The sequence below is a fragment of the Pseudacidovorax sp. RU35E genome, from assembly GCF_900156165.1.
In the GTDB taxonomy this organism is placed as follows: Bacteria; Pseudomonadota; Gammaproteobacteria; order Burkholderiales; family Burkholderiaceae_C; genus Xenophilus.
Map to the genome: position 1 here is coordinate 130,473 of NZ_FTMY01000005.1, position 25,255 is coordinate 155,727.

Below are 25,255 nucleotides of genomic sequence, written 5' to 3' on the forward strand. Positions count from 1 at the left end.
CGGGTTCCGCCAACGGGACTTCCGAGAAGTCCCGCTTTTTCACGACCCAGGGTCTCGCAGGAGGCCCTTTCTTGTTTGTGCCCATGGACGGCGAAGACCAGCAGACCGAGATCCCTTCCTCCTTCCTCGCGCTGTATGCCGACGCCCGCCAACGCCTGCGCGAGCCGTTGGCCGTGGTGCGCCAGCGCTATGAGCTGTGCGAGGACCTGGCGCAGTTGCTCACCGGCCAGGCGCTGGGCCTGTCGCAGAGCGGCACGGTGAGCGACCAGGAAGTGCTGCAGCGCTGCCTCGCCGGCCTGCGCAATGCCGATTCGGGCCTGAGTGCCGCTGAAGCCGGCTGGGCGGTTCAGCGGCTGGCCGAACTGCTGGGCTGGGGCTGGCCCGAACCGGGGCCGCAGCCGGACTGAAGGCCCGCGGTGCGCATCCCGGGCCGGCTCGTCGCGTTGGCCACCAGGTGCCACACGCACTGGATGCTTTCAAGTTAGGCTCCAGCGCTGGAGACACCACCAGAACGCGCCCGGATCCGATGGGCGCCGCGCCGCCCATGACCCCGCCGCCTTCCTCCAGCGCTGCCGACCCGGCGCGCCGTTCAACTTCCGCCACCCGCTCTCCGAGCCGCAGCGCCTGGACCATGCTGCTGATGCTGAGCACCGGCTTCGCGCTCAGCCAGGCCTTCCGCACCGTGGCCGCCATCATGGCGGCGCCGCTGGCGGCCGACTTCCACCTCAGCCCGCAGGCCCTGGGCCTGTTCGCCGGCGCCTTCCACTTCGCCTTCGGCGCGCTGCAGCTCCTGATGGGCATCGGCATCGACCTGCAGGGCGTGCGGCGCACCGTGCTGGTGGCCTTTCCGCTGGCCATCGGCGGGGCGGTGCTGTCGGCGCTGGCGCCCAGCTTCGGCGTGCTGGTGGTGGGGCAGGTGCTGATCGGCATCGGCTGCGCACCGGCCTTCCTCGTGTGCACGGTCTTCATCGCACGGCACTTCGCGCCGGAGCGCTTTGCGGCGGTGTCGGGCGCCATCCTGGGCCTGGGCAGCTGCGGCATGCTGGTCACCAGCACGCCGCTGGCCTGGCTGATCGAGGCCAGTTCCTGGCGCATGGGCTTCTGGGTGCTGGCGGCGGCTTCACTGCTGGCCTGGGGGGCGATCGCGGCCGTGGTGCACGAGCCGGCCCCGCCCGCGTCCAGCGCCCCCCGCGAATCGCTGGGCAGTGCCGTGCGCACCTTCGCCAGCCTGCTGCTCTTGCCACACACCTGGGGCATCCTGGCACTTGCGCTGGTCACCTATGCCTCCTTCGTGGCGCTGCGCGGGCTCTGGCTGGGGCCCATGCTGATGCAGCGCCATGGCTTCTCGCTCGTGGCCAGCGGCAACGTGGCGCTGTTCATGACCCTGATCGCCATCGCCGGGCCGCCGCTGTTCGGCCGCATCGATCCCGGTCCGGGGCGCCGCCGACGCTGGCTGGTGGGCTTCACCGTGGTCTGTGCCGGGCTTTTCGCCGTGCTGGCCTTCGACGCGCACGCCGGCGCGGACATCGCCCTGGCGCTCGCCATCGGCCTGCTCTCGGGCTACATGGTGCTGCAGTACCCGGACGTGAAAGGCGCCTACCCGATGGCCGTCACGGGCCGGGCCATGGCGCTGTTCACCATGGCGATGTTCCTGGGCGTGGCGCTGATGCAGTGGGTGACGGGCGCCATCGCCACCGCGGCGCAGGCGCGGGGCATCGAGCCCTTCCAGGCGGTGTTCGGCGCCATCGCGCTGATGCTGGCGGCAGGGGCGCTGGCCTACCGTGTGCTGCCGCAGCCCCCGCGGGAGGGGTGAGGGCGGCGCTTCGCGGGCGGCTCTCCCTCTTCCCAACCCCTTCCCGCGAGGGGAGAGAGGCCGCGGCCGTCGGGCGCTCCAAGCTCTCAGCCCTTGCGGCGTCCCTTCCAGAACTTCGGTGCATCCGCGAGCCGGCGCAGCGCCTTGCCGGCCTTCTTCGCGGTGCGGGGCTGCCGTGCGGCCAGCCAGCCGATGGCGAACCAGGCATGGGCATCCTGTTGCGCCGCCTGCTCGTACAGGCGACGCGCCGTCACCTGGTCGTTGAACAGGCCCAGAGCGTCCTGCGCGGGGCGCAACTGGTCGAGGTAGCGGGCCGTGCGGCTGTCACCCAGCAGGGGCGCGACGAACTCGGCCAGGTAGCGCAGCCGCTTGAGCCGCTTGCGGATGCGATGACGCTGGCGGTCGTCCAGCTGGTCGAAGCGCTCGGCGTCGCGCAGCGACCGACGGTGCAGCCGGCGCAGTCGCTCACGCAGGTGGGCCAGCGTGGCATCCGCATCCAGCGTGGCAGCGGCGGCTGGTCCCGCGGCCAGGGGCTCGGCCGGGTCCTCGGCAGCGCGGCCGGCGAGGGCGACCAGCACGGCCTGGAAGCCAGGATCGCGCACCGCCGCTGTAGGCGTCGGCACGTCGGCGGCCGCGGGCAGGGTCAGCGTCGGCGCGTCGGCGTCCTCCATCCAGCGACGCGACTCGGCCAGCACCTGTGCGCGGTCGCGCTGGGCGCCCAGCGCGCCGAAGGTCCGCGTGATCGGCGCATCCCACGCCGGGTCCAGGCCCGGCGCCAGCGGGCCAAGCTCGCGCAGCGCCGTGCGCAGGCGGCGCAGGCCGATGCGCAGCTGGTGGATCTGTTCGGCGTCCTCGCTGCCTTCCGCGATCTCGCTGGCGTTGGGCAGGACCTGGGCGAGGCAGGCGGCAATCACCAGCCGCTGCAGCACCGCGCCATCGGGCGCGGGGCTGTCGCCGAAGCGTGGCGCCTCGGCCTTGATGGCCGGCACCTGCGAGATGCCCTTCATCAGCCGCTCCCCGCGCTCAGCCTTGGAGACGGTGCCCAGCCACAGGCCGTGGCGCTGCGCCCAACGGGCCGACAGTTCCACCAGGCCCCCCAGCGGCCCCTGCAGCAGCTCCAGCTCGAGCTCGCACACGGGCGCCACGCGCAGGGGACCGCCGGGGGGCGACTGCGCGACGATCTTGCCCACGTCCAGTGCCAGCTCGACCCGCGCGCCCGCATGGTGGATCTCGCGCGTCAGGCGCCAGATGTCGGTGGCATAGGTTTCGACCAGCTCTTCGCCCGCCGCCTGCAGCACCTGCAGCAGGCGCTCGCCCACAGGGGTGTCGCGGTGGCGCAGCAGGTCGGGGCGCCGCAGGTCGGCCGCGCGGGCGGCGCCCAGGTCGGCGTTGTGTTCCAGCCGCTGCAGCAGCCCATGCCCTGCAGCCTTGACCGTCTGCACCCAGCGCCGGCCTTCCTTGCGCAGGCGCAGCGCCATGCCCGCAGCGGCCAGGGCGCCGGTCGGTGTGTCGAAGTAGCGCGCCTGCATGCGGGTGCGCTGCACGACGCCCTGGCGCAGTTCGTCCTCGACCCCGGCCAGCCGCCCGGTGGGAATGTGGAACTTGAATTCGGTTTCCATGGATGCTTGCTCAGGAAGGCGCGAGGCGGCGACGTCGGCGCCCATCGGCACGGGCCTTCGGCCGACAGGCAGGGTGCTCCTCGCTGTCCAGAATGCCGCCGCCTGCCGATGGTGGCAGGCCTGTGTGTCATTGTCCCCGTCGTTCGAGCCGAGCCTTCCCATGCGCCTCAAAGCCACCAACTTCCTGAAGCTGGATTGCCAGCAGCCTTGTCCCGTCGTCGCCATGCTGCGCCCGCGCAGTGGGCTGGCGCAGTGGGTGGTCAGCGAGCACTACCACCTGCGGCCCTGGGTGCCGACGGTCGAGTACGTCGATCCCTATGGCAACCTGGGGCAGCGCTTCGTCGTACCGGCCGGGGGGATGGAGATCGAGGTCCAGGTGGAGATGGAGACCGAGGAAGCGCTGGCCGTGGAGCCCGCTGCACCCGTGACGCCCGTCGACCAGTTGCCCGACTCGACCCTGATGTACCTGCTGCCCAGCCGCTACTGTCCCTCCGACCGGCTGGGAGGCCGGGCACGGGAGATCGTCGGTGACCTGACGGCCGGCTATGCGCAGGTGGAAGCCATCCGCCGCTGGATCCACGAGCACATCACCTACGAGTACGGCGTGAGCGACGCCAGCACCGATGCACTGGGCACGCTCAACCTGGGCAAGGGCGTGTGCCGCGACTTCTCGCATGTGGGCATCGCACTCGTGCGGTCGTTGCAGATCCCGGCGCGACAGGTGGTGGGCTACCTCCACAAGCTCGACCCCATGGACATGCACGCCTGGTTCGAGGCCTTCATCGGTGACCGCTGGTACACCTTCGACGCCACCCAGGCCGAGCCGCGCGGTGGGCGCCTGGTGGTGGGCTACGGCCGCGACGCCGCGGATGTGGCCTTCATCTCCAACTACGGCGAAGTCGAGGTCAAGGAGATGCGCGTGACGGTCGAGCAGGTGTGAGCCGTCGGTGCCGGCGGGCCGCCGCAGTGTCCGGGTGCGGACACGCGGCGCCGGTCAGCGCCATCCGCGATGCCAGCCATACACGGGGTGATACCAGCCCCACCCGAAGCGCGGGTGGTAGTGCCACGTGTAGCCGGGTGCCGGCACGGCGTAGGTGGGAGCCACATAGACCACCGCGGGCGGGGGTGTGTAGACCGGTGGCGTGATCACCATCGGGCGAGGCACCACGTGGACCGGCTCGGGGGCGATCACGCAGCCGGTCAACAGGGCGGCGGGAAGGGCGGCAAGCGCCCAAAAGTGCGCTGGACCAAGACGCAGACAAGCAAGTTTCTTCATGGCGTTGTGCGGGAAATGCCCGGAGGGCGATGTCCAGCTTCAACGCAGCGGGCCGGCGCGATGGCCGACCCGGCGGATGTAAAGACCTGTTCACTCAGCCAGCGGTCAGTCTTGTTCAGCCCACTGTCAGTGGGTTCTTCAGGCGGTCCTGCCGCGCGCCGCACTGCGGCGGCTGAAGCTCTTGCGCCGCAGCTTGTTCTTCTTGGCAAGGCGCTTCTGCCATTGCGACGCGGCGACGCTCAGGACCGTGGCGCCGCCCAGCAACAGGAGCTGCCGCGCGAGGTCGCGCGTGGCGCCCTGCAGGCGACGGTCCACCTCGGCCTGGGCCTCGCCGGTCTGCACCAGTGCAGTGGCTTGCGGGACGACCGGCGCGACTTCGGCATCCGGCTGTCCGGTTTCCGACTTCGTCGGGACCTCGGGCGGGTTGGCCGTGCTGGCCGCCACCCGTGCGTCTGCCACCGAACCATGTTCCAGCGCATAGACCTTGGTGAACTCCGCTCCCAGCAGGAAGATCTGCGCTGCGTAATACACCCACACCAGCAGCACGACCAGCGAGCCGGCTGCAGCGAAGGATTCCGTCATGCTGCTGCGGCCCAGGTACAGCGCGATGGCCGTCTTGCCCACCTGGAAGAGCATCGACGTCACCGCCGCGCCCACCCATACGTCGCGCCAGGCGATGCGCGTGGTGGGCATGAACTTGTAGATCATGGCGAACAGCAGCGTCATGATCGAGAACGAGATCACGATGTTGAGCAGCTGAAGCAACAGCTCCCAGCCCGGGAGCAATGCGCCGACCCAGCTGCCCATCGCCGCGAGAAACGCAGAGACCAGCAGCGACACCATCAGCAGAAAGGCCAGTCCCAGGATCAGCCCGAAGGACAGCACCCGTGCCCGCAGCACCGACCACACCCCCTGGGGCTTGGCCGACTGCGGAACGTGCCAGATGCGGTCCAGCGCGCTCTGCAGTTCGGCGAAGACGGTGGTGGCACCGATCACGAGCACACCCGCACCGATCAGGCCTGCCACCAAGCCTTTGCCCGGCTCGCTGGCACTGCGGATCAGTCCCTGCACCGCGATGGCCGCCTCGCGCCCGATCAGGCCCGAGAGCTGCCCGACGATCTCACCCTGTACCGCCTCGCGTCCGAACAGAGCACCGGCGATGGCGATCACGATCACCAGCAGCGGTGCCAGCGAGAACAGGGTGTAGTAGCTGATGGCCGCCCCCATGCTGGGGGCGAAGTCATCGCTCCAGGCGACGACAGCTTTCTTGCAGAGCGAAAAGAGTTCCTTGAAGGTCATGGCGGCGGCTTCCTGGAGACGCGTACGACGGCGCACGTTTGCGGCGAGTGTGGGACGTCGGGCGCATCACCGCCATGCGTCAAGGGGCGCATTGCGGGTAGGCCAACTGCGATTGCCGCCCGGCTCAGGCGGGCGGGCCGCCGGCGGTATCGCCACCGTCGCCCCCCAGATGGCGGGCCACGTCCGTGGCCCGGTCGCCGACGGCGGCCACGGCCGCCCGCAGCGTGGCCTCGTCGATGTCCATGCGGCGTGCCCATTCGGCCACGGAGCCCTCGGATTGCAGGTCGATGCGGTCGGGGTCGTTGCCGGCGGGGGCGATGAGGGTGTGGTCGTCGGGCATGGGGCCTCCAGATGGTTGGGGAAAGTGGGCTCAGGTGGCCATCGGCGCGCCACGGGCAAAACTCGCCACCAGGGTGCGGCCCGAGGGCGCCGTCTGGCGCATGACCTCCAGCCGGCCACCTTGGGCACGCACCGCGTCACGCAGTCGATCCTCGCCACCGCCGTCCTGGACTTCGCCTTCCGGGGGCGTCGGCGCGTGCACCGCGATGCGGAAGCGCTCAGGCTCCACGATGGAGGCGACGATCAGGCCGCTGCCGGGCGTCGCCACGGCCGCCGCCTCGGCCACCATGCGGCCCACCAGTTGGGCCAGGCGGTCGGGATCGGCCTGGCAATGGCCTTCGCCCAGCCGGTCATGCTCCAAGGCATGGCCTGGAAAAGCCTGCGCCAGCGTCTCGACGCACTGGGCCACCAAGGCGTGGAGGGCAACCGGACGCGGCCGCTCGTCGCCGCGGGTGGCGGTCTGGGCTTCGGCGATGCGCTGGTCGATGAGTTGCTGCGCGCGCTCGCCTGCGCTGTCGATGTGGTCGAGCACCTGCCGCTGCTGAGGATCGAGTACACCCCGGCGCAACAGCTCGGTGCCCAGCCGGATGGCGCCCAGCGGGTTGCGTAGGTCGTGGCTCAGACGCGCCAGTTGGCGCTCCAGCTGGTTCACCTGCGTCTGCAGGGCTTCGCGCGTGGCCTCCAGCTGCGCCAGGGCAGGCCGGGAAGGGGACGCAGGGGGCTCGGCGGAAGCGGATTCCGGGTCGTGCATGTTCGCTCCTGAGGGCGGGAACGTGAAAGCGGCGGCGAGAGGAAGCATGCATGCTCAAGTGCCGTCCGCGTCCCACCGATGCGCCGTCGGCGCCACCGCAGGTAGGCCAACGACGACGCAGCGCAAACCCCGCAGCGCTCGCCTTCCCGAAGCGTTCACGCACAATCGGTGGCCCTGGGCGAGCTCCGTCGCCTCCAGGCCGGCCCCCGCATCCCTCGCAGCGTGCGACCGGCAGCGCCCCTCATCAGCAGGCCCTTCGCGGCCCCAAGCCCTTCTACTCATGCAGATCACCCAAGACACCGTCGTCACCCTGCGCCTGCGCATCGCGGACGCCCAGAACGGCCAGCTGCTCGACAGTCCCAAGGAGCCGGTCGTGTACCTGCACGGCGGCTACGACAACATCCTGCCGGCCATCGAGTCCGCGCTGGACGGGCAGACGGCCGGCCACCAGGCCACGCTGAACCTGTCGCCCGAGCAGGCCTTCGGCTCGCGCGACGACAGCCTTCTGCGCACCATTCCCAAGAGCGAATTCCCGCCGGGCGTGAAAGTCGGCGGCCAGCTGCGCGGCCAGCTCGACAACGGCGAGCCGCATGTGTTCAACGTCGTCAAGATCAAGGGGCCGCAGGTGCTGCTGGACGGCAACCATCCCCTGGCCGGCCGCAGCCTGCGCATCCAGCTGAACGTCGTGGCCGTGCGTGCCGCCACCGGTGAAGAAGTCGCCCACCGTCACGTGCACGGCGACGGCGGCCACCATCACTGAGCGCTGAAGGCGCCGCCGGGCGTCACGGGCGACGGCGGCACGCCGCGCGCCTCGATGGCTTCGGCGGCTTCGAGGCAGAGGTCTTCGCGAAAGCGTGCCGCCACGAGTTGCACGCCCACGGGCGCGGGCCCGTGCTCACCTTCGGCCATGCCGGTGCTCACCGTCAGGCCCGGCAGGCCCATGAAAGGCAGCGCGATCTGGGTCATCTGCGCAGCCCAGACGCGGGCATAGCCGTCGGGGCCCTGAAGGTCCAGGTCGACCGGGAAGGGCAGCTCGGCCGACACCGGCAGCAGCACCAGCGGGTAGCGCTCGTGCAGGAAGCGTTGCCATTGGCGCGTGAGGGTCGCGCGCCGCACCAGGATGGCCGACAGCGCGGCGCTGTCCATGCGTGCGGCCACCTCGGCCTGGCCGCGCAGCACCACCAGCGCCGCCGGATCGCCCTCTCGCTCGGCCGTGCGCAGCTGGGCCTCGTAGCCATCGCCAACCCACAGCAGCGTCTGGTCGTCGGCGGCAGCCCTGAGCGGCGGCAGCGCCTCCACCTCGTCCACCTGCCAGCCGGCGTCGCGCAGCCGCCGGGCGGCGTCGTGCAGCGCCGACTCGACGGGGGCCGTGGTGGCCAGGCCATCGGGCCGCACACACAGCGCGGCCCGCCGCGGGACCTCGGGGCCGAGCAGGGGTGCCGGCACCGACCATGGGTCGCGCGCATCCGGACGGGCCATGGCGGCCAGGGCGAGCCGCAGATCCTGCACATGCCGGGCGATGGGACCGGAGACGGCGGTGAGCTGGCCGCCGATGGTGCGCTCGGGGCTGGAGGCATTCCACGCGGCCACGCGGCCGAAGCTGGGTCGCAGGCCGTGCACGCCGCAGGCATAGGCCGGGTAGCGGATCGAGCCGGCGATGTCCGTGCCATGGCCGATGGCGCCGATGCCCGAGGCCACCGCCGCAGCCGCGCCGCCAGAGGAGCCGCCGGGCGTCAGCGCCGGGTTGCGCGGATTGCGCGTCACGCCGTGCAACTGGTTGCCGGTGAACCAGCGGTAGCTGAAGGCGGGCGTGTTGGTGCGCCCGATGAGCACCGCGCCGGCCGCCAGCAGACTGTCCACCACCGGGCTGTTGTGTTCGGCGATCAGGTCCTTCTGCAGGCGCACGCCGTTGGTGGTGGCGAAGCCGGCCTGGTCGACGTTGACCTTGAGGGTGACCGGCACCCCGGCGAGCGGCCCCACGGCCTCGCCGCGGGCCAGGGCCGCGTCGATCCCGGCGGCACGGCGCAGCGCTTCTTCGGGCCGGTGGTCGACCACGGCATTGATGGCCGGGTTGACCGCGTCAAGCCGCGCCAGGGCGGCCTGCGCGGCCTCGGTGGCAGAGATGCGACGGCTCGCAACCAGGGCAGCGGTCTGGGCGGCGCCCAACTGCCAGAGTTCGGTCGGCAGCGTGGAAGGAAGCACGGCGGAGGAGGCGGCAGCAGAGGACATCCCAGGGGTGTAGCGGGAGTCAGGTCCGCTTGTCCAGCGCCATTGATGGGCGGTGCCCGATGCCCCGCGCGCTCCTGCGCGGTTGCACGCACTCAGCGCATGGGGCTCGCGTTGCAGTAGTCGAAAAAGGCGTCCAGGTCGTTCGACTTGTCGAACACGCGATCGGCACCTGCGTCGCTGCAGCGGCGGCGCATGTCGGCCGTGGCGTAGTTGGTCAGTACCACCATCCGCTGCCGGGCGCCGCCATTGCGCAGCCGCCGCAGCACGCCAAGGCCGGAGCCCTGACGCAGGAAGAGATCGACGATCGCCAAGTCCCACGCATCGGAATGCGCCTGCATCCACCGGACCGCCTCGTCCTCGCCTTCGGCCATCCCGACGATCTCGGCGTCGGTAAGGTCTTCGAGCGTGGGGATGAGGCTGTCCCGGATGGTGGGGTTGTCTTCGACGATAAAGATGCGGGGGGCAGCCATGAGGTGGCGCGGACGTGAGCGGGCAGCTTAAGGGTGCGTCAGGCGGCGGCTTGGCCGCGCGAGGCCAGCCTTCCTGTAAGACGTGGCCTACAGGAGGCGGTGGAAGTCAGTACTGGGCGGCTTTCTTTTCCAGTTCGGACTGGGCGGTCTCGAGGGCGTCGAGCACCTCGGCCGAGCGGTTGATCTGCGCTTCGACCTGGCCCGACTGGTCCAGCGCCTGGGCCACCTCGCCCACCTGCACATGCTCGGGGAGCGCCTCCTCGAGCACTGTATTGACGACGGCCAGGTTGTCCGCCGCCTGACGGATCTCGGCGGCCACTGCCTTGGCCTGGTCGATGGTGCGCTCCAGCGCTTCGACCGCCTGCGCCGTCGTCGGATCCTGCTTGTCTTGGCTCATTCAACGCTCCTGCGGTGGCCTCGTGAGGGCCGATGCCCGCGTGTGTGACGACGGGCGATGGTAGCGCCGGCCGCCTGGGCGTGCCGACGAATCCACTGTTGCACCCATGGTCCGGGCTGTCGCGTGGGCGGGGTCTTCCACAATCGAGGCGCCGGCCGCATCTTCGGCCTTCGGGGCCGCCGGCCCCTCGCCCGAGAGAATTTTTCCATGAGCAACACCCTTCCCTCCGCCGTCCTGGGCGTGCACCCGCTGGGCTTTCCCTGGCCGACGGTGGACCCCTTCCTCTTCTGCGCGTACCACGACGACGGCTATCCGCGCGGCGATGGCCGCATGGCGCCGGCCGCCTCGCTGGCCGACCGCGAGATCGGCGCCGACTTCAGCCGCAAGGACGGCTGGAGCATGTACCACGGCGAATCCGTGCCCGGCTTCCCGGCCCATCCGCACCGCGGCTTCGAGACCGTGACGCTGGTGCGCCGCGGGCTGATCGACCATTCGGACTCGCTGGGCGCTGCGGCCCGCTTCGGCGGCGGCGATGTGCAGTGGGTGACGGCCGGCCGCGGCATCGTGCATTCGGAGATGTTCCCACTATTGCGCGAGGACGCGGACAACCCGCTGGAGCTGTTTCAGATCTGGCTGAACCTGCCGGCGGCGCGCAAGATGGTCGATCCGCACTTCACCATGTTCTGGTCGGGCCAGGTGCCGCACTGGCGAGCCGAGGGCGTGGACGTGACCGTGGTGGCCGGCCGCCTGGACGGCGCCGACGCGCCCCTGGCGCCGCCGCCGGATTCCTGGGCTGCGCAGGCCGATGCCGACGTGGCCATCTGGACCGTGCGCCTGGAGGCCGGCGCGCGCTGGACACTTCCGGCCGCGCGGGGCCAGGGCACCCATCGGGTGCTGTACTTCTTCAAGGGCGCATCGGCCACGGTGGGCGGCCAGTCGGTGCAGGGGCCGGCGGCCATCGAGCTGCGGGCCGATGCCGACGTGGCCCTGGCGGCCGGTGACGAGGTGTGCGAATTCCTGCTGCTGCAGGGCCGGCCCATCGCCGAACCGGTGGCGCAGCACGGCCCCTTCGTCATGAACTCGCAGGCCGAGATCATGCAGGCCATGCAGGACTACCGCCGCACGCAGTTCGGCGGCTGGCCCTGGCCGGACGGGGCGCCGGTGCATGGCGCCGCGCCGGAGCGCTTCGCGCGCTATCCGGACGGGCGGCGCGAAGCGGCGGTGGACGCGGAGGGCTGAGGGTGAGGGGCCTGCGGTGCGCAGGCTTCACCGCAGGGCGGCGCTGCCGGCGATGGCGCGCGACAGCCGCCACATCAGCCACAGGAAGCCCAGCGGCAGCAGCACGGTCTGCACGACGAACACGGCGATCAGCCGAACCATGGTGCGGGTCCATTCGCCGGCCGCCTGCAGGATCGCCTCGTAGCCGGCGCGCAGGTCGGTGGCGCGCTCGGACCATCGCTTGAGGCGCTCCAGCAGCCCCTCTTCGGCCGGTGCGGCCGGCTGGGTGCGGCCCACCACCTGCTCGGGCGAGGCCTCGATCACCGCCAGGGCCGACTGGTATTCGCCCGCCATCACGGCCCGGTAGACGCCCTCGTTGGCCAGGCCCACGGCCGGCACCGCGAAGCGCACCAGCAGCAGGCCGGCGAAGACCGGCGACAGCCAGCGCAGGGCGCGTGCCGCCGCGGCGTCCTTTCTCGCGCCTGGGGCATCGGCGCCGACGGCTGCCCTTTCCGCGCTGGCGGCGGCCGAGTCCGCCCGCCAGCGCAGCACCAGCCAGGCCAGCAGCACCGCCGTCAGCGCCACCGACACCGCCACATGCCCGCCGATGCCCAGCATCAGCAGCTGGATGCCGAAGGCCACGCTGGCGGCCAGCATCACCGCGGCGAAGCGGTCCACCAGCTCGTTGAGCGGCTTGAGGGCCTGGCCTGGGGCCAGGCTCAGGCCGACGCCGGCGGGCTTGACGTCCAGCTGCGTGCCCTGCGCCACCGACAGCACGGCGCCCAGCGCCCGCGCTGCGGCGAAGGCGGTGAGCGAGCGCTGCAGGCCGGCGCGCAGCTGCTCGCGGGCCAGGGGCTCCAGCGGCACCAGCCAGCAGCCGGCCAGCACCGCGGTGGCCACGAGTAGCAGCAAGGCGCGCTTCAGCGCCGCGCCAGCGGCCGACCGCGGTGGCGCGGCAGGGCGCTCGCTCATATCGACTTGAGCGCCTCGGCGCCCGGCGCGGTCATGCTGGGCGTGAACTCGACGATGTCGATGCGAGCCAGCTTGTGCTGCGCGAAGGGGTCTTCGGCCAGCACGGCCTCCAGGGCGGCGCGGTCGCCCGAGCGGGCCAGGATCACGCCGCCCACGCGCGGCACCTGCCGGCCGGAGGCGACGAACAGGCTGCTGTCGTAATGGCGGCGCAGCCAGGCGACGTGGGCCTCCATGTGGGCGTCGATCTCTTCGACGGGGCGGATGTAGGTGAGGGTGACGATGAACATGCGCCCGAGGGTAGCCCGCCGGTCCCGCCGCTGTCTCGGAAGGCCTCGGCCGGCGCGAGGATTGCGACCTCAGCCTTGCCCCGTCGCGACCGTCCAGACCAGCCACACATTGGCCGCGCCGATCACCGCGAACAACCCCCAGGCCGCGGCCTTCATCAACGGCCCGCTGGCGAACTCGCCCATCAGATCGCGGTCGCTGGTGAAGCGCACCAGCGGCCAGATGGCGAAGGGCAGCTGGAAGCTCAGCACCACCTGGCTCAGCACCAGCATCTTGCCCACGCCGCCATCGCCGAACCACCACACGCCCACGAAGGCCGGCACGATGGCCAGTGCCCGGGTGACCAGCCGCCGCTGCCAGCAAGGGATCTTCAGGTCCAGGAAGCCTTCCATGATGATCTGGCCGGCGATGGTGCCGGTGAAGGTCGAGCTCTGGCCCGAGGCCAGCAGCGCGATGCCGAAGAGCGTGGCCGCCAGGCCGCCCACCACCGGCTCGATGAGCCGGTAGGCGTCCTCGATCTCGGTGACCGGGGCGCGCCCGCCGCCGTGGAAGGCGCTGGCCGCCAGGATCAGGATGGCCGCGTTGACGAACAGCGCCAGCGTGAGCGAGAGCACGGCGTCCATCGTGCCCAGCCGCACCGCCTCGCGCGTGGCCGCGGGCGTGCGCGCCACCAGCCGGGTCTGCACGATGGAGGAATGCAGGTACAGGTTGTGCGGCATCACCGTCGCGCCCACGATGCCGATGGCCAGGTACAGCGCGCCCGGCTGCTGCAGCCGCTCCAGGCTGGGCACGAAGCCCATCGCCACGCCGAACCAGTTGGGCTGGGCCATCGCCAGCTCGACCGCGAAGCAGCCGGCGATGGTCAGCACCAGGCCGAGCACGATGGCCTCGACGCGGCGGAAGCCCGCGCCCTGCAGGCCCAGCACCAGCAGCGTGTCGAAGGCCGTGATGGCGATGCCCACGGGAATGGAGACGCCCAGCAGCAGGTGCAGCGCCAGCGCGCTGCCCAGCACCTCGGCCAGGTCGCAGGCCACGATGGCCAGCTCGGCGCCGAGCCACAGAAAGCGGTTGGTGCGCGGGCCATAGCGCTGGCGGCAGGCGCGGGCCAGGTCCAGCCCGCCGGCCAGGCCCAGGCGCACGCACAGGGTCTGCAGCAGCATCGCCGCCAGGCTGGCCAGCAGCACCACGAAGAGCAGGCCATAGCCGAAGCGCGAGCCGGCCTCGATGTCGGTGGCCCAGTTGCCCGGGTCCATGTAGCCCACCGACACCAGCAGGCCGGGGCCGGCGAACTTCAGCAGCTTCCTGTGGAAGGGCTGGCCGGGGTCGACGGTGACGCTGCCCTTGACTTCAGAGGGGCAGAAGGGCGCGGTGGCGGTGCGGGGCAGGCGGAACATGGCGGGGCCGATGGTAAGGAGGCGCCTCGCGGACCGGGTGGCGCGGGGGCGCCGGGCGGCGGGGTGCGTGCGGTCAGAAGTGTTCGGGCGACGGCATGTGCTCGCGCATCCACGCCGTGAAGGCGCGCAGCCGCGGCGGGTACTGGCGCGCGTAGGGATGCATCAGGTAGATGGGCAACGGATCGCCCACCCAATGCGGCGCCAAGCGCACCAGCCGGCCCTCGGCCAGATCCGGCGCCACTGCCCAGGCCGACACCAGCGCGACGCCGGCCCCGCCGAGCACCGCGCGGCGGGTGGCATAGAGGCTGTCGGTCGCGAGGCGGGGCCGGATGGCGAAGGTCTCGCGCCTGCCGTCGGCCTCGTGCGCGAGCGTGACCTCGTCGCGGTAGAAGGTCTGCAGCGCCAGCCAGGGCAGGGCGGCCAGCTGCTGCGGCGCCTCGGGCGGTGGGCCCTCGCCCCAGAGGCCGGGCGGCGCCACCACGATGCGCTGGATCTCGGTCAGGCGCTGGGCGACCACCGAGGGATCGCTCACGGCGCCCACGCGGATCGCGCAGTCGATGCCCTCGGCGATGAAGTCCGGCTGCCTGTCGTGCAGCAGCCATTCGACGCTGACCTCGGGATGGGCCTGCAGGAAGCCCAGCAGCGGCGCCATGAGCTGGTCCTGCCCGAAGGCATGCGGCACCAGCACGCGCAAATGGCCGCGCGGCGTGTTGCGGGCGCCGCGCACGTCGGCCTCGAAGCTGTCCCAGCGCTCCAGCAGCTCCCGCGCCTGGGCCAGGCAGCGCTCCCCGTCCTCGGTCAGTGCCATGGCATGGGTGGAGCGGTGCAGCAGCCGCAGGCCCAGGCTGCGCTCCAGCGCCTGCAGGCGGCGGCTGACGGTGGGCTGGGTGCTGCCCATCTGCTGGGCAGCGGCCGAGAGGCTGCCGGCGTCCACGATGCGCACAAAGGTCTGCAGCAGGTCCAGGCGGTCGACCGCAAAAGGCGCGTCTTTCATGCGTTGAGCGTATAGCCAATCTGCAATCCGGCCGTCTACAGCTTTTTGTCATTCGTTGAAAGAATGCACCCAATTCGGCGGCGCCAACCTTGCTTGGACGTGAGAGGCGGCGCCGCAGACTGCCAAGGAGTTCCCCATGTCATCCCTTCCTCTTGCCGCCGGCCCCGCCCCCGTGCCTGCCCAGCCCGACCTGTCGCGACCCTTGGTGCTGATGCTGGCTGCGGGCGCCGGCCTGGGCGCCGCCGCCCTCTACTACGCACAGCCGCTGCTCGGCATCCTGGGCGCGGACCTGGGCGCCAGCCCGGCCCATACCGGCCTCGTGCCCACGCTGACGCAGCTGGGCTATGCGGCGGGCATCCTGCTGCTGATTCCGCTGGGCGACCGCTACGACCGTCGCCGCATCATCCTGGTCAAGGTGGTGCTGCTGATGCTGGCGCTGCTGGCCAGCGCGCTGGCGCCCGGCCTGGGCGCGCTGCTGGTGGCCAGCCTGGCCATCGGCCTCACGGCGACGCTGGCGCAGGACATCGTGCCCGCCGCCGCCGCGCTGGCGCCGGAGGCGCACCGCGGCCGCACCGTGGGTACCGTGATGACCGGGCTCCTGCTGGGCATCCTGCTCTCGCGCGTGGCCAGCGGGCTGGTCGGCCAGCAGTGGGGCTGGCGCGCCGTCTTCCTGGCCGCGGCCGGCTCCATCGCGCTGATCGGCATCGCCCTGTGGCGCGGGCTGCCGCGCTTCGTGCCGACGACGCAGCTGAGCTACGGCCAGCTCATGGCCTCGCTGGTGGATCTGTGGAAGCGCTACGGGCCGCTGCGCCGCGCGGCGCTGGCGCAGGGCCTGCTGTCGATCGGCTTCAGCGCCTTCTGGTCCACGCTGGCGGTGATGCTGCACGAGCGCTTCCAGATGGGCAGCGCCGCGGCCGGCGCCTTCGGCCTGGCCGGTGCCGCCGGTGCGCTGGCCGCGCCGCTGGCCGGTCGCCTGGCCGACCGGCGCGGCCCCAACCGGGTGACGCAACTGGGCGCCGGGCTGGCGCTGCTCTCCTTCGCGCTGCTGCTGGTGCAGGACCTGCTTCCGCCCGCCGCGCAGATCGGCCTGCTGGTGGTGGCCGCCATCGGCTTCGACTTCGGCGTGCAGGCCACGCTGGTGGCGCACCAGACGCTGGTCTACAGCCTGGACCCGGGCGCCCGCAGCCGGCTCAATGCGTTGCTGTTCACCGGCATGTTCATCGGCATGGCCGCCGGCGCCGCGCTCGGCAGCCAGGTGCTGGCCCATGCGGGCTGGTTCGGCGTGGTGCTGCTGGCAATGGCCAGCGCCGGGGCCACGCTGGCCGTGCGGCTGTGGCCGGCGCGGCGGGGCTGAGCGCTCTCCGGGCCCCCTGCAGAAAGGCCTCCACGCGTACCCGGGCGGCCTTTCTGCATCCGGCCTCATCGCCTCGGAAAGGGCCGGCTCAGGAAGGGCGAGGCCGCCTCGCCGAAGCGCCAGGGCACGTCCGCCGCGCGGGTGATGCCGATGCGCGGGCCAGTCTGCACCTGAATGTTCTCGTCAGCGACTCGTGGGCGGAGTTCGAAGGGTGGGGCGTCCAGTCGCAGGTGGTTGAAGCTGGCGTCCACGCCCAGCGCCTGGGCCACACGCCCGGGGCCCGCGGCCAGCAGGCGCACGTCCTGCACCCCGCGGCGCTCGCGCATGCGGGCCAGGCCCTCGGTGGGCGCCAGCGCGCGGATCAGCACGCCCGCGCCGTGGCCCTCGGGGCCGCACACGAAGTTCAGGCACCAGTGGATGCCGTAGGAGCGGTAGACGTAGGCCCGGCCCGGCGGCCCGAACATGGCCGCATTGCGCGGCGTGGGCCCGCGGTGGCTGTGCGAGGCCGGGTCCTCGCGGTCGTAGGCCTCGGTTTCGACGATGCGGCCGCCGACGCCGTCCACCAGCACCTCGACGCCGATCAGGGCCGGCGCCACTTCATGGGCCGGGGCGAGGAAGTCGATGAAGGCGGTCGCGGACGAAGGGGCAGGCACAGGTAGCGGCGAGAGGGCGGATCGCACCAGTCTAGGAGGCGCGCCCCTGCGCCGGCGCCGGACGAATGCCGGTGCGCCCGACAGCCCGCGCCCGGGTGCATCGCGCCAGAATGGCGGCGTCCTCGTCACCCAGCAGCGGCGCCGTGCCTCGGCCGCCGACCTCGCCCGTCATGCCCCAGCCGACCGACTTCGTCACACTGATCCACCAGGGCGCCACCGCCTGCGCCCGCGCCGTCACCACGGGCGAGGCCACGGCGCTCGAACTCTGCGACGCGGCCATCGCCGCCATCGAGGCGAAGGACGGCGCCCTCAACGCCGTCGTGCTGCGCGACTTCGACCGCGCGCGCGACCAGGCCCGGGCCGCGGACGCCCGGCGCGCGCAGGGCGAGCGACCGCCGCTGCTGGGTGTGCCGATGACGGTGAAGGAGTCCTTCAACATCGCCGGCTTGCCCACCAGCTGGGGCCTGCCGCCGTTTCGCGACTTCCGACCGGCGACGGATGCGGCGGCGGTGCAGCGGCTCAAGGCCGCGGGCGCCGTCATCCTGGGCAAGACCAATGTGCCCGTGGCACTGGCCGACTGGCAGACGGCCAATCCGATTTACGGCCGCACGGTGCACCCGCTGGATGCCTCGCGCACGCCGGGCGGCTCCTCGGGCGGCGGCGCAGCTGCGCTGGCGGCGGGCCTGGTGGCGCTGGAACTGGGCTCGGACCTGATGGGCTCGCTGCGCGTGCCCGCGCATTTCTGCGGCGTGTGGGCGCACAAGCCCAGCACCGGCATCCTGCCGATGCGCGGCCAGGCCTTCCCTGGCACGCCCGACACGCTCGGGCCGCCGCCTGACCTGCCCACGGTCATCGGCCCGCTGGCGCGCAATGCCGACGACCTGCTCCTGGCGCTGGACGTGCTCGCCGGCCCGGAGATGCCCATGGCCCAGGCCTGGCAGCTGCAACTGCCGCCGCCGCGGCAGCCCGATCCCGCGCGCTGGCAGGTGCTGGTGCTGGACGCCCATCCGCTCGCGCCGGCCGATGCCGAGGTGCGCGGCGCGGTGGCCGAGGCGGCGCGGCGCCTGCAGGCGCAGGGTGCCCGCATCGTGCGTGCGGAAGATCTGTCGCCCGGCGCCATGCCCGACCTGGCGGTGCTGCACCGGGCCTACCAGCAGTGGGTGATGACCGTGCTCGGCGCCTTCGAGCCCGGCGCCGAATGCGACCTGAACGCGCACGAATGGATCCGCCTGGTGGCCGACCGCGGCCGGCTGCGGGCGCAGTGCTTCGCGTTGCTGGAACGGGTCGATGCCATCGTGATGCCCGCCTTCGGCTGCGCCGCCTTCACGCACCAGGACGACGCCGACTGGGCCCGGCGCCAGCTGCACATCGACGGCGCGGACACGTCCTACGAGGCCCAGGCCGCATGGGCCAGCCTCGCCTCGCTGGCCAGCCTGCCGGCCACGGCCGTGCCTGTCATGACGGGGGCGAGCGGGCTGCCGCTGGGTGTGCAGGTGATCGGCCCGTGGCTGCACGACCGCGGGACCATCGACGTGGCGCGGCGGATCGCGGCCGCGGACTGACGCCCGCCGGGCGGCCGGCGAGACGGGCGGGCTGCCATCCAGTCACAGCGCTGTCACACGCAGTGTTTAACGTTTACTTACATTGCCGTCCACGACCTCTGCGCCATCTCCCATGGCCGCCGCCAGCGAATACCTCAGCGACTTCCGCCCCCGTTCCCGCCAGCCCAGCGCCGCCGACCTGTGTGTGCCGGTGCCTTGCATGACGGTGGACGAGACCAATGACAAGGTCATGGAAGTCTTCGCACGCCACCGCGACCTCAATGGCCTGCCTGTTGTCGAAGAGGGCCGGCCCATCGGCCTCATCAACCGCAACAGCTTCCTGTCGCAGATGAGCAAGCCCTTCCGCATGGAGCTTTACGGCCGCAAGAGCTGCATCGCCTTCATGGACAAGGAGCCGCTTGTGGTGGACGAGGCACTGGACATCGACACGCTCACTTTTCGCGCCGTGGAGTTCGGCGAGAAGGCGCTGGCCGACGGCTTCATCGTGACGCGCGGCGGCGCCTTCGCCGGCGTTGGCAGCGGGCTGCAGCTCATGCGTGCCGTGGCCGAGATGCAGGCCGCGCGCAACCGCCAGATCATGCTCAGCATCGAGTACGCCAGCGTGATCCAGCAGGCCATGCTGCGGCCCTCGCGCGACGCGCTGGCGCGGGCCTGCCCAGAAGCCGACCTGGTCTGGGCGCCCCGCGACGTGGTGGGCGGCGATTTCTTCCACGCCTGCAGCACGCCGGAGGGCTGGTTCGCCGCGGTGGCCGACTGCACCGGCCACGGCGTACCTGGCGCCTTCATGACGCTCATCGCCTCCGCCAGCCTGGGCCAGGCCATCGAGCGCCGGGGTCCGCGCGACCCGGGCGGGCTGCTGGCCAGCGTCAACCGCGGGATCAAGCAGGCGCTGGGACAGATGGATGGTCAGGACGAGACGCCCGGCTCCGACGACGGCCTCGATGCCGCCTGCCTGTGGGTGCAGCCCGCCGAGGGCACGCTGGTGTTTGCGGGTGCTCGCCTGTCGCTCTTCGTGCGCCGGCCCGGCGCGGGTGAAGTCGAACTGCTGGAAGGCCATCGCCGCGGCGTGGGCTACGTCGACAGCCCGCTCGACCAGGTCTGGCCCAACCAGACGCTGCAACTGCCTGCGGGCAGTCTCGTCTTCGCCACCACCGATGGCCTGATCGACCAGATCGGCGGGCCGCGTGCCATCGCCTTCGGCAAGCGCCGCCTGCGCGAACTGCTGCAGACCCAGCCGGACACCGCATCGCCCGCCGACATCAACCGCGCCATCGGAGCCGCCCTGCACGACTGGCAGGGCGAGCACCACCGCCGCGACGACCTCACCTTCTTCTGCTTCCGTCTCTGAAAACCCATGCCCGCCGACCCGATCGCCGACAAGTACGGGACCTTCTTCAACCTGGCGCGCCAGCACCAGGTCATCTTCTACTACGTGGGCTACTTCTCGCAGCACATCGTCGGCGCCATGGCCGAGGCGGTGAAGCTGCAGCTTGAAGTGGCCGGCGTGGCCGGGCCCACGCGGCGCAAGCTGTTCTCGTCATTCGTCGAGATGGCGCAGAACATCATTCATTACTCGGCCGACGCCCTGACGCCGCCGCACCAGGAAGACCGCGAACTGCGCCATGGCTCGGTGTGCATCCGCCGCGAAGTCGATGGCCGCTTCCTGCTGCTGTGCGCCAACCCGGTCGAGCCCGAAGTGGCCGGTGAGCTGCGGGCCAAGCTCGAGGCGCTGCGCGCCATGACGCTGGACGAAATCAAGCAGGCCTACCGGCAGAGCCTGCGCGACGAGACGCCCGTAGGCAGCAAGGGCGCCGGCATGGGGCTGCTCACGGTGGCGCGCGACGCCAGCGAGCCGCTGGACTTCGACTTCGACGCGGCCGATGCCATGCGTGGCGCGCCGGTCTTCTATCTCAAGGCTTGCATCTGACGCGCACGCGCGCGAGCCTTTCCCCGAATCCTTCGGCATGGACAACCTCTACATCGCCCCCACGCCCACATCGCCCGAGGTGGACTTCCGCTTCGATGGCCATTCGCTCGCCCTGCGCGGCGAGTCCTATCCCGAGAACGCGGCCGCCTTCTATGGCGACGTGCTGGCCCGCCTGCGCGCCTACCTGGCCGAGGCCGCGCCGGCCCGCATCGAGGTGCATATCGCGCTGGCCTACTTCAACAGCTCCAGCACCAAGATGCTGTTCAACCTGATCGAAGCCCTGCACGGCGCGGCAGAGACGGGCAGCGAAGTGCAGCTGTCGTGGTACTACGACGAGGAGGACGACACCATCCTCGAATTCGGCCAGGAGCTCGCGGATGACTTCCCGGCGATCGCCTTCCGCTGCCTGCCGGTCGGTGCGCGCTGAGCCCGGCCGCGGACGAGCGCCCATGCATGACGTCGCGGCCACGCCGCCCGACCTCTTCGATGCCGAGCGCCAGGCGTTGGCCGCCGCACGTGCGGTGCACGACGCGGGCCCCGGCGACGCCGCCGCCTCGCACGCCGCCCTTGGCGAGCTGCTGGCCAGCTATGACCGCCTGCTGCGCGAGACCCGTCGCCTGGTGCGCCGCAGCGACCGTGCCGAGCTGGAGATGACCCGCCTCAACCAGCGCCTGCAGGACCTCGCGGCCGAACTGGAATACCGCGCCACGCACGACCCGCTCACGGGCGTGCTCAACCGCGCCGCCATCATCGAGCTGGCCAACCGGCACTTCCTGAGCCATGACGTGGCGCTGGTCGTGCTGGACATCGACCACTTCAAGCGCGTGAACGACAGCTTCGGCCACCCCACCGGCGATCGGGTGATCCTGGGCGTCGTGGACTGCCTCCAGCACGCCGTGCCGCCCGGTGCGCAGATCGGCCGCGTGGGCGGCGAGGAATTCACCGTGGTGCTGCCCGACGGCGCGATGGAGCGTGCCGCGCAGCTCGCGCAACGGGTGCGCCGCGCCATCGAAGGCCGCGACTTCGGCCTGCCCGACGGCAGCCGCATCACGGCCAGCTTCGGGCTGAGCTGGATGCCGCGCGGCGCCGGTTTCGACCTGGCCTATGCGCAGGCGGATGAGGCGCTCTATGCGGCCAAGCGCGGCGGGCGCAACCAGGTGGCGTGCGCCGCGCCCTGGGTCCCGGCAGCGGGTTCGGACGACGCAGCGCCTGCCCTTCCTTCTGCCGTGGGGGCGCCTGGCGCATGACGTCACCGTTCGTACTTGGCCGGCCAAAGGCGGCCCGCGCGGACCTGCGCGCACACGGCGAGCCGTCTCCCGATGTGCATGCCGCCGTGAGACGGGCGCTGGCCGAGACCGATGTGCGGGTCTTCGCCCAGCGTGCGCTGGATCAGCTTGCCCTGCTTCTGGACGCGCCTTGCCACGGGCTGGTCTGCGCTGCGCCGGATGGCCACGCCTGCGGACCGCAGGTGCTCATGGCCCGAGGCCGCTACGCCGCATGGCGCGATCTGCCGCTGGCCCAGTTGCCCGAGGCGCCGGTGCGCGCCCTGCTGACCGACGCGCTGGTGCGCGGCGCCAGCACGCGGGATGCGGCCGGCCGCACGGTGCTCTTCATCGGCCGGGCCGGCACCGGCGGCATGGCCGTGCTGCTCGACGTGCCCCGTAGCCCCGACGCGCGGCCCGACTGGCGCCTGCTCGATGCCGTCTGCGACAACCTGGGCCTGCTGCTGCACAGCCGCGGGCTGCTGGAGCGACTGCACGACCGGGCGTACCAGGACCCCCTGGTGCCGCTGCCCAACCGCGCCCGCTTCATCGAGAGGGTGGACGAATGCGTGCGCCGTGGCCTGCACGGCCACATCCTGGCGCTGGTGGACATCGACGACTTCAGCGCCACCAACGATGTGATGGGCCACCGCTTCGGCGACCGCCTGCTGGAGGTGGTGGCTGCCCGCCTGGCCGACACCCTGCCGCCCGGAGTGCTGCTGGCCCGCGTCGGCGCAGACACCTTCGGCGTACTGGGCTCGGCGGGCCAGGTGGCGCCGCAGCGCCTGCTGGACTGCGTGGGCCAGCCGCTGACGGTGGAGGCCGTGCCGCACAAGGTCACGCTCACCTGCGGCTGGGTGCGCCTGGGTGAGGGCGGCGGCAGCGGCGTCGATCTGGTCAAGGACGCCACCATCGCCCTCAAGCGCGCCAAGCGAGACCACCGTGGCCAGCACCTGCAATACCTCGACCACATGGGCGCCGAAGCGCGGGCACGGGCCATGCTGCTGTCGGATCTGCGCGCCGCCATCGAGCACCGGCAGCTCTTCCTGGTCTACCAGCCGCAGCTGGACCTGGACACCGGCGCGCTGATCGGCCTGGAGGCGCTTCTGCGCTGGCGCTGCGAGGACGGCCGCTTCATCCCGCCGGCCCAGTTCATCCCGGTCGCCGAGCACTCGGGCCTGATCGTGGCGCTGGGCGAATGGGTGCTGGTCACCGCATGCCGCACCATGCGCGAGTTGCTCGACGGGGGCGGCGCGCCACAGCGCATGGCGGTCAACGTGTCGATGGCGCAGTTGCAGGACCCGGGCTTTGCCACCACGGTGCGAAACGCGCTGGCCGAGTCGGGCATCTCGGGTCGTCACCTGGAGCTGGAGATCACCGAATCGGTGGCCGTGCTGCCCACCGATTTCCTGGAGGCGACGCTCCAGGGGCTGCGCGCCGACGGCATCTCCATCGCCATCGACGACTTCGGCACCGGCTATTCCTCGCTCAGCTACCTCGAGCGCCTGCCGCTGGACCGCATCAAGATCGACCGCACCTTCGTGCGCCAACTGGGCGAGCCGCGCGGCGCGCGCATCGCCGAGATGGTGGTGCAGCTCGGTCGCCGGCTGGGCCTGGCCGTGCTGGCCGAAGGCATCGAGGACGCGGCCGCCTGCCGCGCCCTGCAGGCCATGGGCTGCCACGAGGGGCAGGGGTATCACTTGGCGATGCCCATGGAAAAGGCGGCGCTGGAAAACTGGTTGCGGGCGCGGGCCTGAGGGCCGGATGCCGGACCGCCAAAAGAAAAGCGCGCCACAGGGGCGCGCTCTTCATCGCAGTCCAGGGGCCGCCGGGGCAGCCCGTGCGGCGCTGCTTACTTGGCGACGACGCGGGTCATCTCCAGGCACTTGTTCGAGTAGCCCCACTCGTTGTCGTACCAGCTCACCAGCTTGACGAAGGTGCCGTCCAGCGCGATGCCGGCTTCGGCGTCGAAGATGGAGGTGCGGGCATCGCCGCGGAAGTCGGTGGCCACCACCTTGTCCTCGGTGTAGCCCAGCACGCCCTTGAGCGCGCCTTCGCTCTGGGCCTTCATCTCGGCGCAGATCTCCTTGTAGCTGGCTTCCTTCGACAGCTCGACGGTCAGGTCGACCACCGACACGTCGGAGGTGGGCACGCGGAAGCTCATGCCGGTGAGCTTGCCCTTGAGCTCGGGCAGCACCACGCCCACGGCCTTGGCGGCGCCGGTGGAGCTGGGGATGATGTTCTCCAGGATGCCGCGGCCGCCGCGCCAGTCCTTGTTGGAAGGGCCGTCGACGGTCTTCTGGGTGGCGGTGGCGGCGTGCACGGTGGTCATCAGGCCGCGCTTGATGCCCCACTTGTCGTGCAGCACCTTGGCCAGCGGGGCCAGGCAGTTCGTGGTGCACGAAGCGTTGGAGACGATGTCCTCGCCGGCGTAGCCGCTGCTGTTGACGCCGTACACGAACATGGGCGTGTCGTCCTTCGACGGGGCCGACATGATCACCTTCTTGGCGCCGGCGGCCAGGTGCTTGCCCGCGGTTTCCTTGGTCAGGAACAGGCCCGTGGATTCGAGCACCACGGTGGCGCCGACTTCGTCCCACTTGAGGGCGGCCGGATCGCGCTCCTGCGTCAGGCGGATCTTCTTGCCGTTGACGATCAGCGTGTTGCCCTCGACGGCGATGTCGCCCTTGAAGCGGCCGTGCACCGAGTCGTACTGCAGCATGTAGGCCAGGTAGTCGGGCTCCAGCAGGTCGTTGATGCCCACGACCTCGATGTCGGGGAAGTTCTGAACCGCGGCGCGCAGCACGTTGCGGCCGATGCGACCGAAGCCATTGATGCCCAATTTGATGGTCATGTCGATGCTCTTTCTAGAGTTTCAGTTTGGAAAAACGCGCAGCTCCGAGGCCAGCAGGCCCAGGAGCGCCATGTCGTGGAAACGGTTGTCCCAGAAGGCCGCTTCGCGCAATCTTCCCTCGATCCGAAAGCCCAGGTACTGGGCCAGGCGCAAGGAAGCGGCATTGTCGGGGTGGATCAGCGCCTCGATCCGGTGGATGGCCTGGGTCCGGAAGGCCCAGGCGAGCACCGCGGCCAGGGCCTCGCGCATGTAGCCCTGCTGCCAGGCGCCACGGGCCAGCTCGTAGCCCAGGGTGCAGCGGTGCCAGCGCGGGTCCCAGTTGAACAGTCCGCAGGTGCCCAGCAACGTGTCGTCGCCGGGGCGCGCGACGGCCCAGCGCATCACAGGCGGGCTCCATTGCCAGCCGGTGCGGCAGCGGGCGATGAAATCGTGGGCGGCCACCTCGGTGTCGAGCAGGGTGCCACCCCAGTGGCGCATGGCCTCGTGGTCGCGGTGCATGGCGGCCACGGCCGGCGCATCGGCATGCGCCAGTTCACGAAGGATGAGCCGCTCCGTCTTCAGTTCGGGAAAGGCGGCGAGGCTCATCGGCG

At 71.4% G+C, this 25,255-nt stretch carries 27 protein-coding genes; 12 read left to right on the forward strand and 15 right to left on the reverse strand.

Going from position 1 to position 25,255, the window contains the following annotated elements:
- The first annotated feature begins 77 nt into the window (after positions 1 to 77).
- A complete protein-coding gene (locus tag BXA03_RS10445) occupies positions 78 to 407 on the forward strand; it encodes a hypothetical protein (protein ID WP_369822416.1) in 330 nt (109 codons plus the stop codon).
- 137 nt (positions 408 to 544) lie between these two features.
- Entirely contained in the window at positions 545 to 1,813 is a 1,269-nt protein-coding gene (locus BXA03_RS10450; RefSeq protein ID WP_076507655.1) for an MFS transporter, read from the forward strand.
- Between the two features lie 86 nt (positions 1,814 to 1,899).
- Here the strand turns inward: BXA03_RS10450 and BXA03_RS10455 are convergent, their stop codons facing one another.
- Positions 1,900 to 3,432: a CYTH and CHAD domain-containing protein gene (locus BXA03_RS10455; RefSeq protein WP_076507657.1), complete on the reverse strand. Its 1,533-nt coding sequence runs from the start codon at positions 3,430 to 3,432 to the stop codon at positions 1,900 to 1,902.
- 160 nt (positions 3,433 to 3,592) lie between these two features.
- Here BXA03_RS10455 and BXA03_RS10460 point away from each other — a divergent pair, with 160 nt between their 5' ends.
- Positions 3,593 to 4,372, forward strand: coding sequence for a transglutaminase domain-containing protein (locus BXA03_RS10460; protein ID WP_076507077.1), 780 nt, complete (start codon positions 3,593 to 3,595; stop codon positions 4,370 to 4,372).
- Positions 4,373 to 4,426: 54 nt separating this feature from the next.
- Here the strand turns inward: BXA03_RS10460 and BXA03_RS10465 are convergent, their stop codons facing one another.
- The 4 genes from BXA03_RS10465 to BXA03_RS10480 all read right to left on the reverse strand — a co-directional run bounded on the left by BXA03_RS10465 (position 4,427) and on the right by BXA03_RS10480 (position 7,097).
- Entirely contained in the window at positions 4,427 to 4,708 is a 282-nt protein-coding gene (locus BXA03_RS10465) for a hypothetical protein (RefSeq protein WP_076507079.1), read from the reverse strand.
- 138 nt (positions 4,709 to 4,846) lie between these two features.
- A complete protein-coding gene (locus BXA03_RS10470) occupies positions 4,847 to 6,007 on the reverse strand; it encodes a YihY/virulence factor BrkB family protein (RefSeq protein WP_083716015.1) in 1,161 nt (386 codons plus the stop codon).
- 124 nt (positions 6,008 to 6,131) lie between these two features.
- Positions 6,132 to 6,347 carry a DUF3606 domain-containing protein gene (locus BXA03_RS10475; protein WP_076507082.1) on the reverse strand — a complete coding sequence of 72 codons (216 nt, stop codon included), beginning with the start codon at positions 6,345 to 6,347 and terminating at the stop codon, positions 6,132 to 6,134.
- A gap of 30 nt (positions 6,348 to 6,377) precedes the next feature.
- On the reverse strand, positions 6,378 to 7,097 hold the full coding sequence (locus BXA03_RS10480; RefSeq protein WP_076507084.1) for a sensor histidine kinase: 720 nt from the start codon (positions 7,095 to 7,097) through the stop codon (positions 6,378 to 6,380).
- A gap of 280 nt (positions 7,098 to 7,377) precedes the next feature.
- Between BXA03_RS10480 and BXA03_RS10485 the strand changes: the two genes are divergently transcribed.
- Complete coding sequence (locus BXA03_RS10485) at positions 7,378 to 7,857, forward strand: FKBP-type peptidyl-prolyl cis-trans isomerase (RefSeq protein ID WP_076507087.1); 480 nt, start codon at positions 7,378 to 7,380, stop codon at positions 7,855 to 7,857.
- Here BXA03_RS10485 and BXA03_RS10490 read toward each other — a convergent pair.
- The 3 genes from BXA03_RS10490 to BXA03_RS10500 all read right to left on the reverse strand — a co-directional run bounded on the left by BXA03_RS10490 (position 7,851) and on the right by BXA03_RS10500 (position 10,193).
- Entirely contained in the window at positions 7,851 to 9,326 is a 1,476-nt protein-coding gene (locus BXA03_RS10490; RefSeq protein ID WP_076507090.1) for an amidase family protein, read from the reverse strand. The genes BXA03_RS10485 and BXA03_RS10490 overlap by 7 nt on opposite strands.
- A 92-nt stretch (positions 9,327 to 9,418) precedes the next feature.
- The gene (locus tag BXA03_RS10495; protein WP_076507093.1) at positions 9,419 to 9,796 is read right to left on the reverse strand and encodes a response regulator; all 378 of its coding nucleotides are present in this window, start codon (positions 9,794 to 9,796) and stop codon (positions 9,419 to 9,421) included.
- 106 nt (positions 9,797 to 9,902) lie between these two features.
- Positions 9,903 to 10,193 (reverse strand): hypothetical protein, encoded by a 291-nt coding sequence (locus tag BXA03_RS10500; RefSeq protein ID WP_076507096.1) that lies wholly within the window; start codon positions 10,191 to 10,193, stop codon positions 9,903 to 9,905.
- Positions 10,194 to 10,400: 207 nt separating this feature from the next.
- Here BXA03_RS10500 and BXA03_RS10505 point away from each other — a divergent pair, with 207 nt between their 5' ends.
- Positions 10,401 to 11,432 carry a pirin family protein gene (locus tag BXA03_RS10505; RefSeq protein ID WP_076507099.1) on the forward strand — a complete coding sequence of 344 codons (1,032 nt, stop codon included), beginning with the start codon at positions 10,401 to 10,403 and terminating at the stop codon, positions 11,430 to 11,432.
- Between the two features lie 27 nt (positions 11,433 to 11,459).
- On the opposite strand, the gene BXA03_RS10510 is transcribed toward BXA03_RS10505, so the two are convergent.
- From BXA03_RS10510 to BXA03_RS10525, 4 genes are all read right to left on the reverse strand, one after another.
- Entirely contained in the window at positions 11,460 to 12,383 is a 924-nt protein-coding gene (locus tag BXA03_RS10510; protein ID WP_076507101.1) for a hypothetical protein, read from the reverse strand.
- Complete coding sequence (locus BXA03_RS10515) at positions 12,380 to 12,670, reverse strand: YciI family protein (protein ID WP_076507104.1); 291 nt, start codon at positions 12,668 to 12,670, stop codon at positions 12,380 to 12,382. Before BXA03_RS10515 ends, BXA03_RS10510 begins: the two co-directional genes overlap by 4 nt.
- Before the next feature lie 69 nt (positions 12,671 to 12,739).
- The gene (locus BXA03_RS10520) at positions 12,740 to 14,062 is read right to left on the reverse strand and encodes an Nramp family divalent metal transporter (RefSeq protein ID WP_076507106.1); all 1,323 of its coding nucleotides are present in this window, start codon (positions 14,060 to 14,062) and stop codon (positions 12,740 to 12,742) included.
- A 73-nt stretch (positions 14,063 to 14,135) separates the two neighbouring features.
- Complete coding sequence (locus BXA03_RS10525; protein WP_076507108.1) at positions 14,136 to 15,056, reverse strand: LysR family transcriptional regulator; 921 nt, start codon at positions 15,054 to 15,056, stop codon at positions 14,136 to 14,138.
- A gap of 136 nt (positions 15,057 to 15,192) precedes the next feature.
- Between BXA03_RS10525 and BXA03_RS10530 the strand changes: the two genes are divergently transcribed.
- The gene (locus tag BXA03_RS10530) at positions 15,193 to 16,410 is read left to right on the forward strand and encodes an MFS transporter (RefSeq protein WP_076507111.1); all 1,218 of its coding nucleotides are present in this window, start codon (positions 15,193 to 15,195) and stop codon (positions 16,408 to 16,410) included.
- Positions 16,411 to 16,475: 65 nt separating this feature from the next.
- Here the strand turns inward: BXA03_RS10530 and BXA03_RS10535 are convergent, their stop codons facing one another.
- A complete protein-coding gene (locus BXA03_RS10535) occupies positions 16,476 to 17,063 on the reverse strand; it encodes a DNA-3-methyladenine glycosylase (RefSeq protein WP_076507113.1) in 588 nt (195 codons plus the stop codon).
- Positions 17,064 to 17,233: 170 nt separating this feature from the next.
- Between BXA03_RS10535 and BXA03_RS10540 the strand changes: the two genes are divergently transcribed.
- From BXA03_RS10540 to BXA03_RS10565, 6 genes are all read left to right on the forward strand, one after another.
- A complete protein-coding gene (locus BXA03_RS10540; protein WP_076507117.1) occupies positions 17,234 to 18,625 on the forward strand; it encodes an amidase family protein in 1,392 nt (463 codons plus the stop codon).
- Between the two features lie 112 nt (positions 18,626 to 18,737).
- Positions 18,738 to 19,973: a SpoIIE family protein phosphatase gene (locus BXA03_RS10545; protein ID WP_076507119.1), complete on the forward strand. Its 1,236-nt coding sequence runs from the start codon at positions 18,738 to 18,740 to the stop codon at positions 19,971 to 19,973.
- Between the two features lie 6 nt (positions 19,974 to 19,979).
- Complete coding sequence (locus BXA03_RS10550) at positions 19,980 to 20,552, forward strand: SiaB family protein kinase (RefSeq protein ID WP_076507122.1); 573 nt, start codon at positions 19,980 to 19,982, stop codon at positions 20,550 to 20,552.
- A 37-nt stretch (positions 20,553 to 20,589) separates the two neighbouring features.
- Positions 20,590 to 20,979 (forward strand): DUF1987 domain-containing protein, encoded by a 390-nt coding sequence (locus BXA03_RS10555; RefSeq protein ID WP_076507125.1) that lies wholly within the window; start codon positions 20,590 to 20,592, stop codon positions 20,977 to 20,979.
- A 22-nt stretch (positions 20,980 to 21,001) separates the two neighbouring features.
- A complete protein-coding gene (locus BXA03_RS10560) occupies positions 21,002 to 21,799 on the forward strand; it encodes a GGDEF domain-containing protein (protein WP_083716016.1) in 798 nt (265 codons plus the stop codon).
- On the forward strand, positions 21,796 to 23,571 hold the full coding sequence (locus BXA03_RS10565; RefSeq protein WP_083716017.1) for a putative bifunctional diguanylate cyclase/phosphodiesterase: 1,776 nt from the start codon (positions 21,796 to 21,798) through the stop codon (positions 23,569 to 23,571). The genes BXA03_RS10560 and BXA03_RS10565 overlap by 4 nt, the downstream gene beginning before the upstream one ends.
- Before the next feature lie 95 nt (positions 23,572 to 23,666).
- Here the strand turns inward: BXA03_RS10565 and gap are convergent, their stop codons facing one another.
- Positions 23,667 to 24,665, reverse strand: coding sequence for a type I glyceraldehyde-3-phosphate dehydrogenase (gene gap, locus BXA03_RS10570; RefSeq protein WP_076507131.1), 999 nt, complete (start codon positions 24,663 to 24,665; stop codon positions 23,667 to 23,669).
- 21 nt (positions 24,666 to 24,686) lie between these two features.
- A complete protein-coding gene (locus BXA03_RS10575) occupies positions 24,687 to 25,250 on the reverse strand; it encodes a GNAT family N-acetyltransferase (RefSeq protein ID WP_076507133.1) in 564 nt (187 codons plus the stop codon).
- Positions 25,251 to 25,255: the final 5 nt, after the last annotated feature.

Coding starts and splice junctions, on each gene's coding strand:
- BXA03_RS10450 (WP_076507655.1), top strand. CDS start 545: ATGACCCCGCCGCCTTCCTCCAGCGCTGCCGACCCGGCGCGCCGTTCA.
- BXA03_RS10455 (WP_076507657.1), bottom strand. CDS start 3,432: ATGGAAACCGAATTCAAGTTCCACATTCCCACCGGGCGGCTGGCCGGG.
- BXA03_RS10460 (WP_076507077.1), top strand. CDS start 3,593: ATGCGCCTCAAAGCCACCAACTTCCTGAAGCTGGATTGCCAGCAGCCT.
- BXA03_RS10465 (WP_076507079.1), bottom strand. CDS start 4,708: ATGAAGAAACTTGCTTGTCTGCGTCTTGGTCCAGCGCACTTTTGGGCG.
- BXA03_RS10470 (WP_083716015.1), bottom strand. CDS start 6,007: ATGACCTTCAAGGAACTCTTTTCGCTCTGCAAGAAAGCTGTCGTCGCC.
- BXA03_RS10475 (WP_076507082.1), bottom strand. CDS start 6,347: ATGCCCGACGACCACACCCTCATCGCCCCCGCCGGCAACGACCCCGAC.
- BXA03_RS10480 (WP_076507084.1), bottom strand. CDS start 7,097: ATGCACGACCCGGAATCCGCTTCCGCCGAGCCCCCTGCGTCCCCTTCC.
- BXA03_RS10485 (WP_076507087.1), top strand. CDS start 7,378: ATGCAGATCACCCAAGACACCGTCGTCACCCTGCGCCTGCGCATCGCG.
- BXA03_RS10490 (WP_076507090.1), bottom strand. CDS start 9,326: ATGTCCTCTGCTGCCGCCTCCTCCGCCGTGCTTCCTTCCACGCTGCCG.
- BXA03_RS10495 (WP_076507093.1), bottom strand. CDS start 9,796: ATGGCTGCCCCCCGCATCTTTATCGTCGAAGACAACCCCACCATCCGG.
- BXA03_RS10500 (WP_076507096.1), bottom strand. CDS start 10,193: ATGAGCCAAGACAAGCAGGATCCGACGACGGCGCAGGCGGTCGAAGCG.
- BXA03_RS10505 (WP_076507099.1), top strand. CDS start 10,401: ATGAGCAACACCCTTCCCTCCGCCGTCCTGGGCGTGCACCCGCTGGGC.
- BXA03_RS10510 (WP_076507101.1), bottom strand. CDS start 12,383: ATGAGCGAGCGCCCTGCCGCGCCACCGCGGTCGGCCGCTGGCGCGGCG.
- BXA03_RS10515 (WP_076507104.1), bottom strand. CDS start 12,670: ATGTTCATCGTCACCCTCACCTACATCCGCCCCGTCGAAGAGATCGAC.
- BXA03_RS10520 (WP_076507106.1), bottom strand. CDS start 14,062: ATGTTCCGCCTGCCCCGCACCGCCACCGCGCCCTTCTGCCCCTCTGAA.
- BXA03_RS10525 (WP_076507108.1), bottom strand. CDS start 15,056: ATGAAAGACGCGCCTTTTGCGGTCGACCGCCTGGACCTGCTGCAGACC.
- BXA03_RS10530 (WP_076507111.1), top strand. CDS start 15,193: ATGTCATCCCTTCCTCTTGCCGCCGGCCCCGCCCCCGTGCCTGCCCAG.
- BXA03_RS10540 (WP_076507117.1), top strand. CDS start 17,234: ATGCCCCAGCCGACCGACTTCGTCACACTGATCCACCAGGGCGCCACC.
- BXA03_RS10545 (WP_076507119.1), top strand. CDS start 18,738: ATGGCCGCCGCCAGCGAATACCTCAGCGACTTCCGCCCCCGTTCCCGC.
- BXA03_RS10550 (WP_076507122.1), top strand. CDS start 19,980: ATGCCCGCCGACCCGATCGCCGACAAGTACGGGACCTTCTTCAACCTG.
- BXA03_RS10555 (WP_076507125.1), top strand. CDS start 20,590: ATGGACAACCTCTACATCGCCCCCACGCCCACATCGCCCGAGGTGGAC.
- BXA03_RS10560 (WP_083716016.1), top strand. CDS start 21,002: ATGCATGACGTCGCGGCCACGCCGCCCGACCTCTTCGATGCCGAGCGC.
- BXA03_RS10565 (WP_083716017.1), top strand. CDS start 21,796: ATGACGTCACCGTTCGTACTTGGCCGGCCAAAGGCGGCCCGCGCGGAC.
- gap (WP_076507131.1), bottom strand. CDS start 24,665: ATGACCATCAAATTGGGCATCAATGGCTTCGGTCGCATCGGCCGCAAC.
- BXA03_RS10575 (WP_076507133.1), bottom strand. CDS start 25,250: ATGAGCCTCGCCGCCTTTCCCGAACTGAAGACGGAGCGGCTCATCCTT.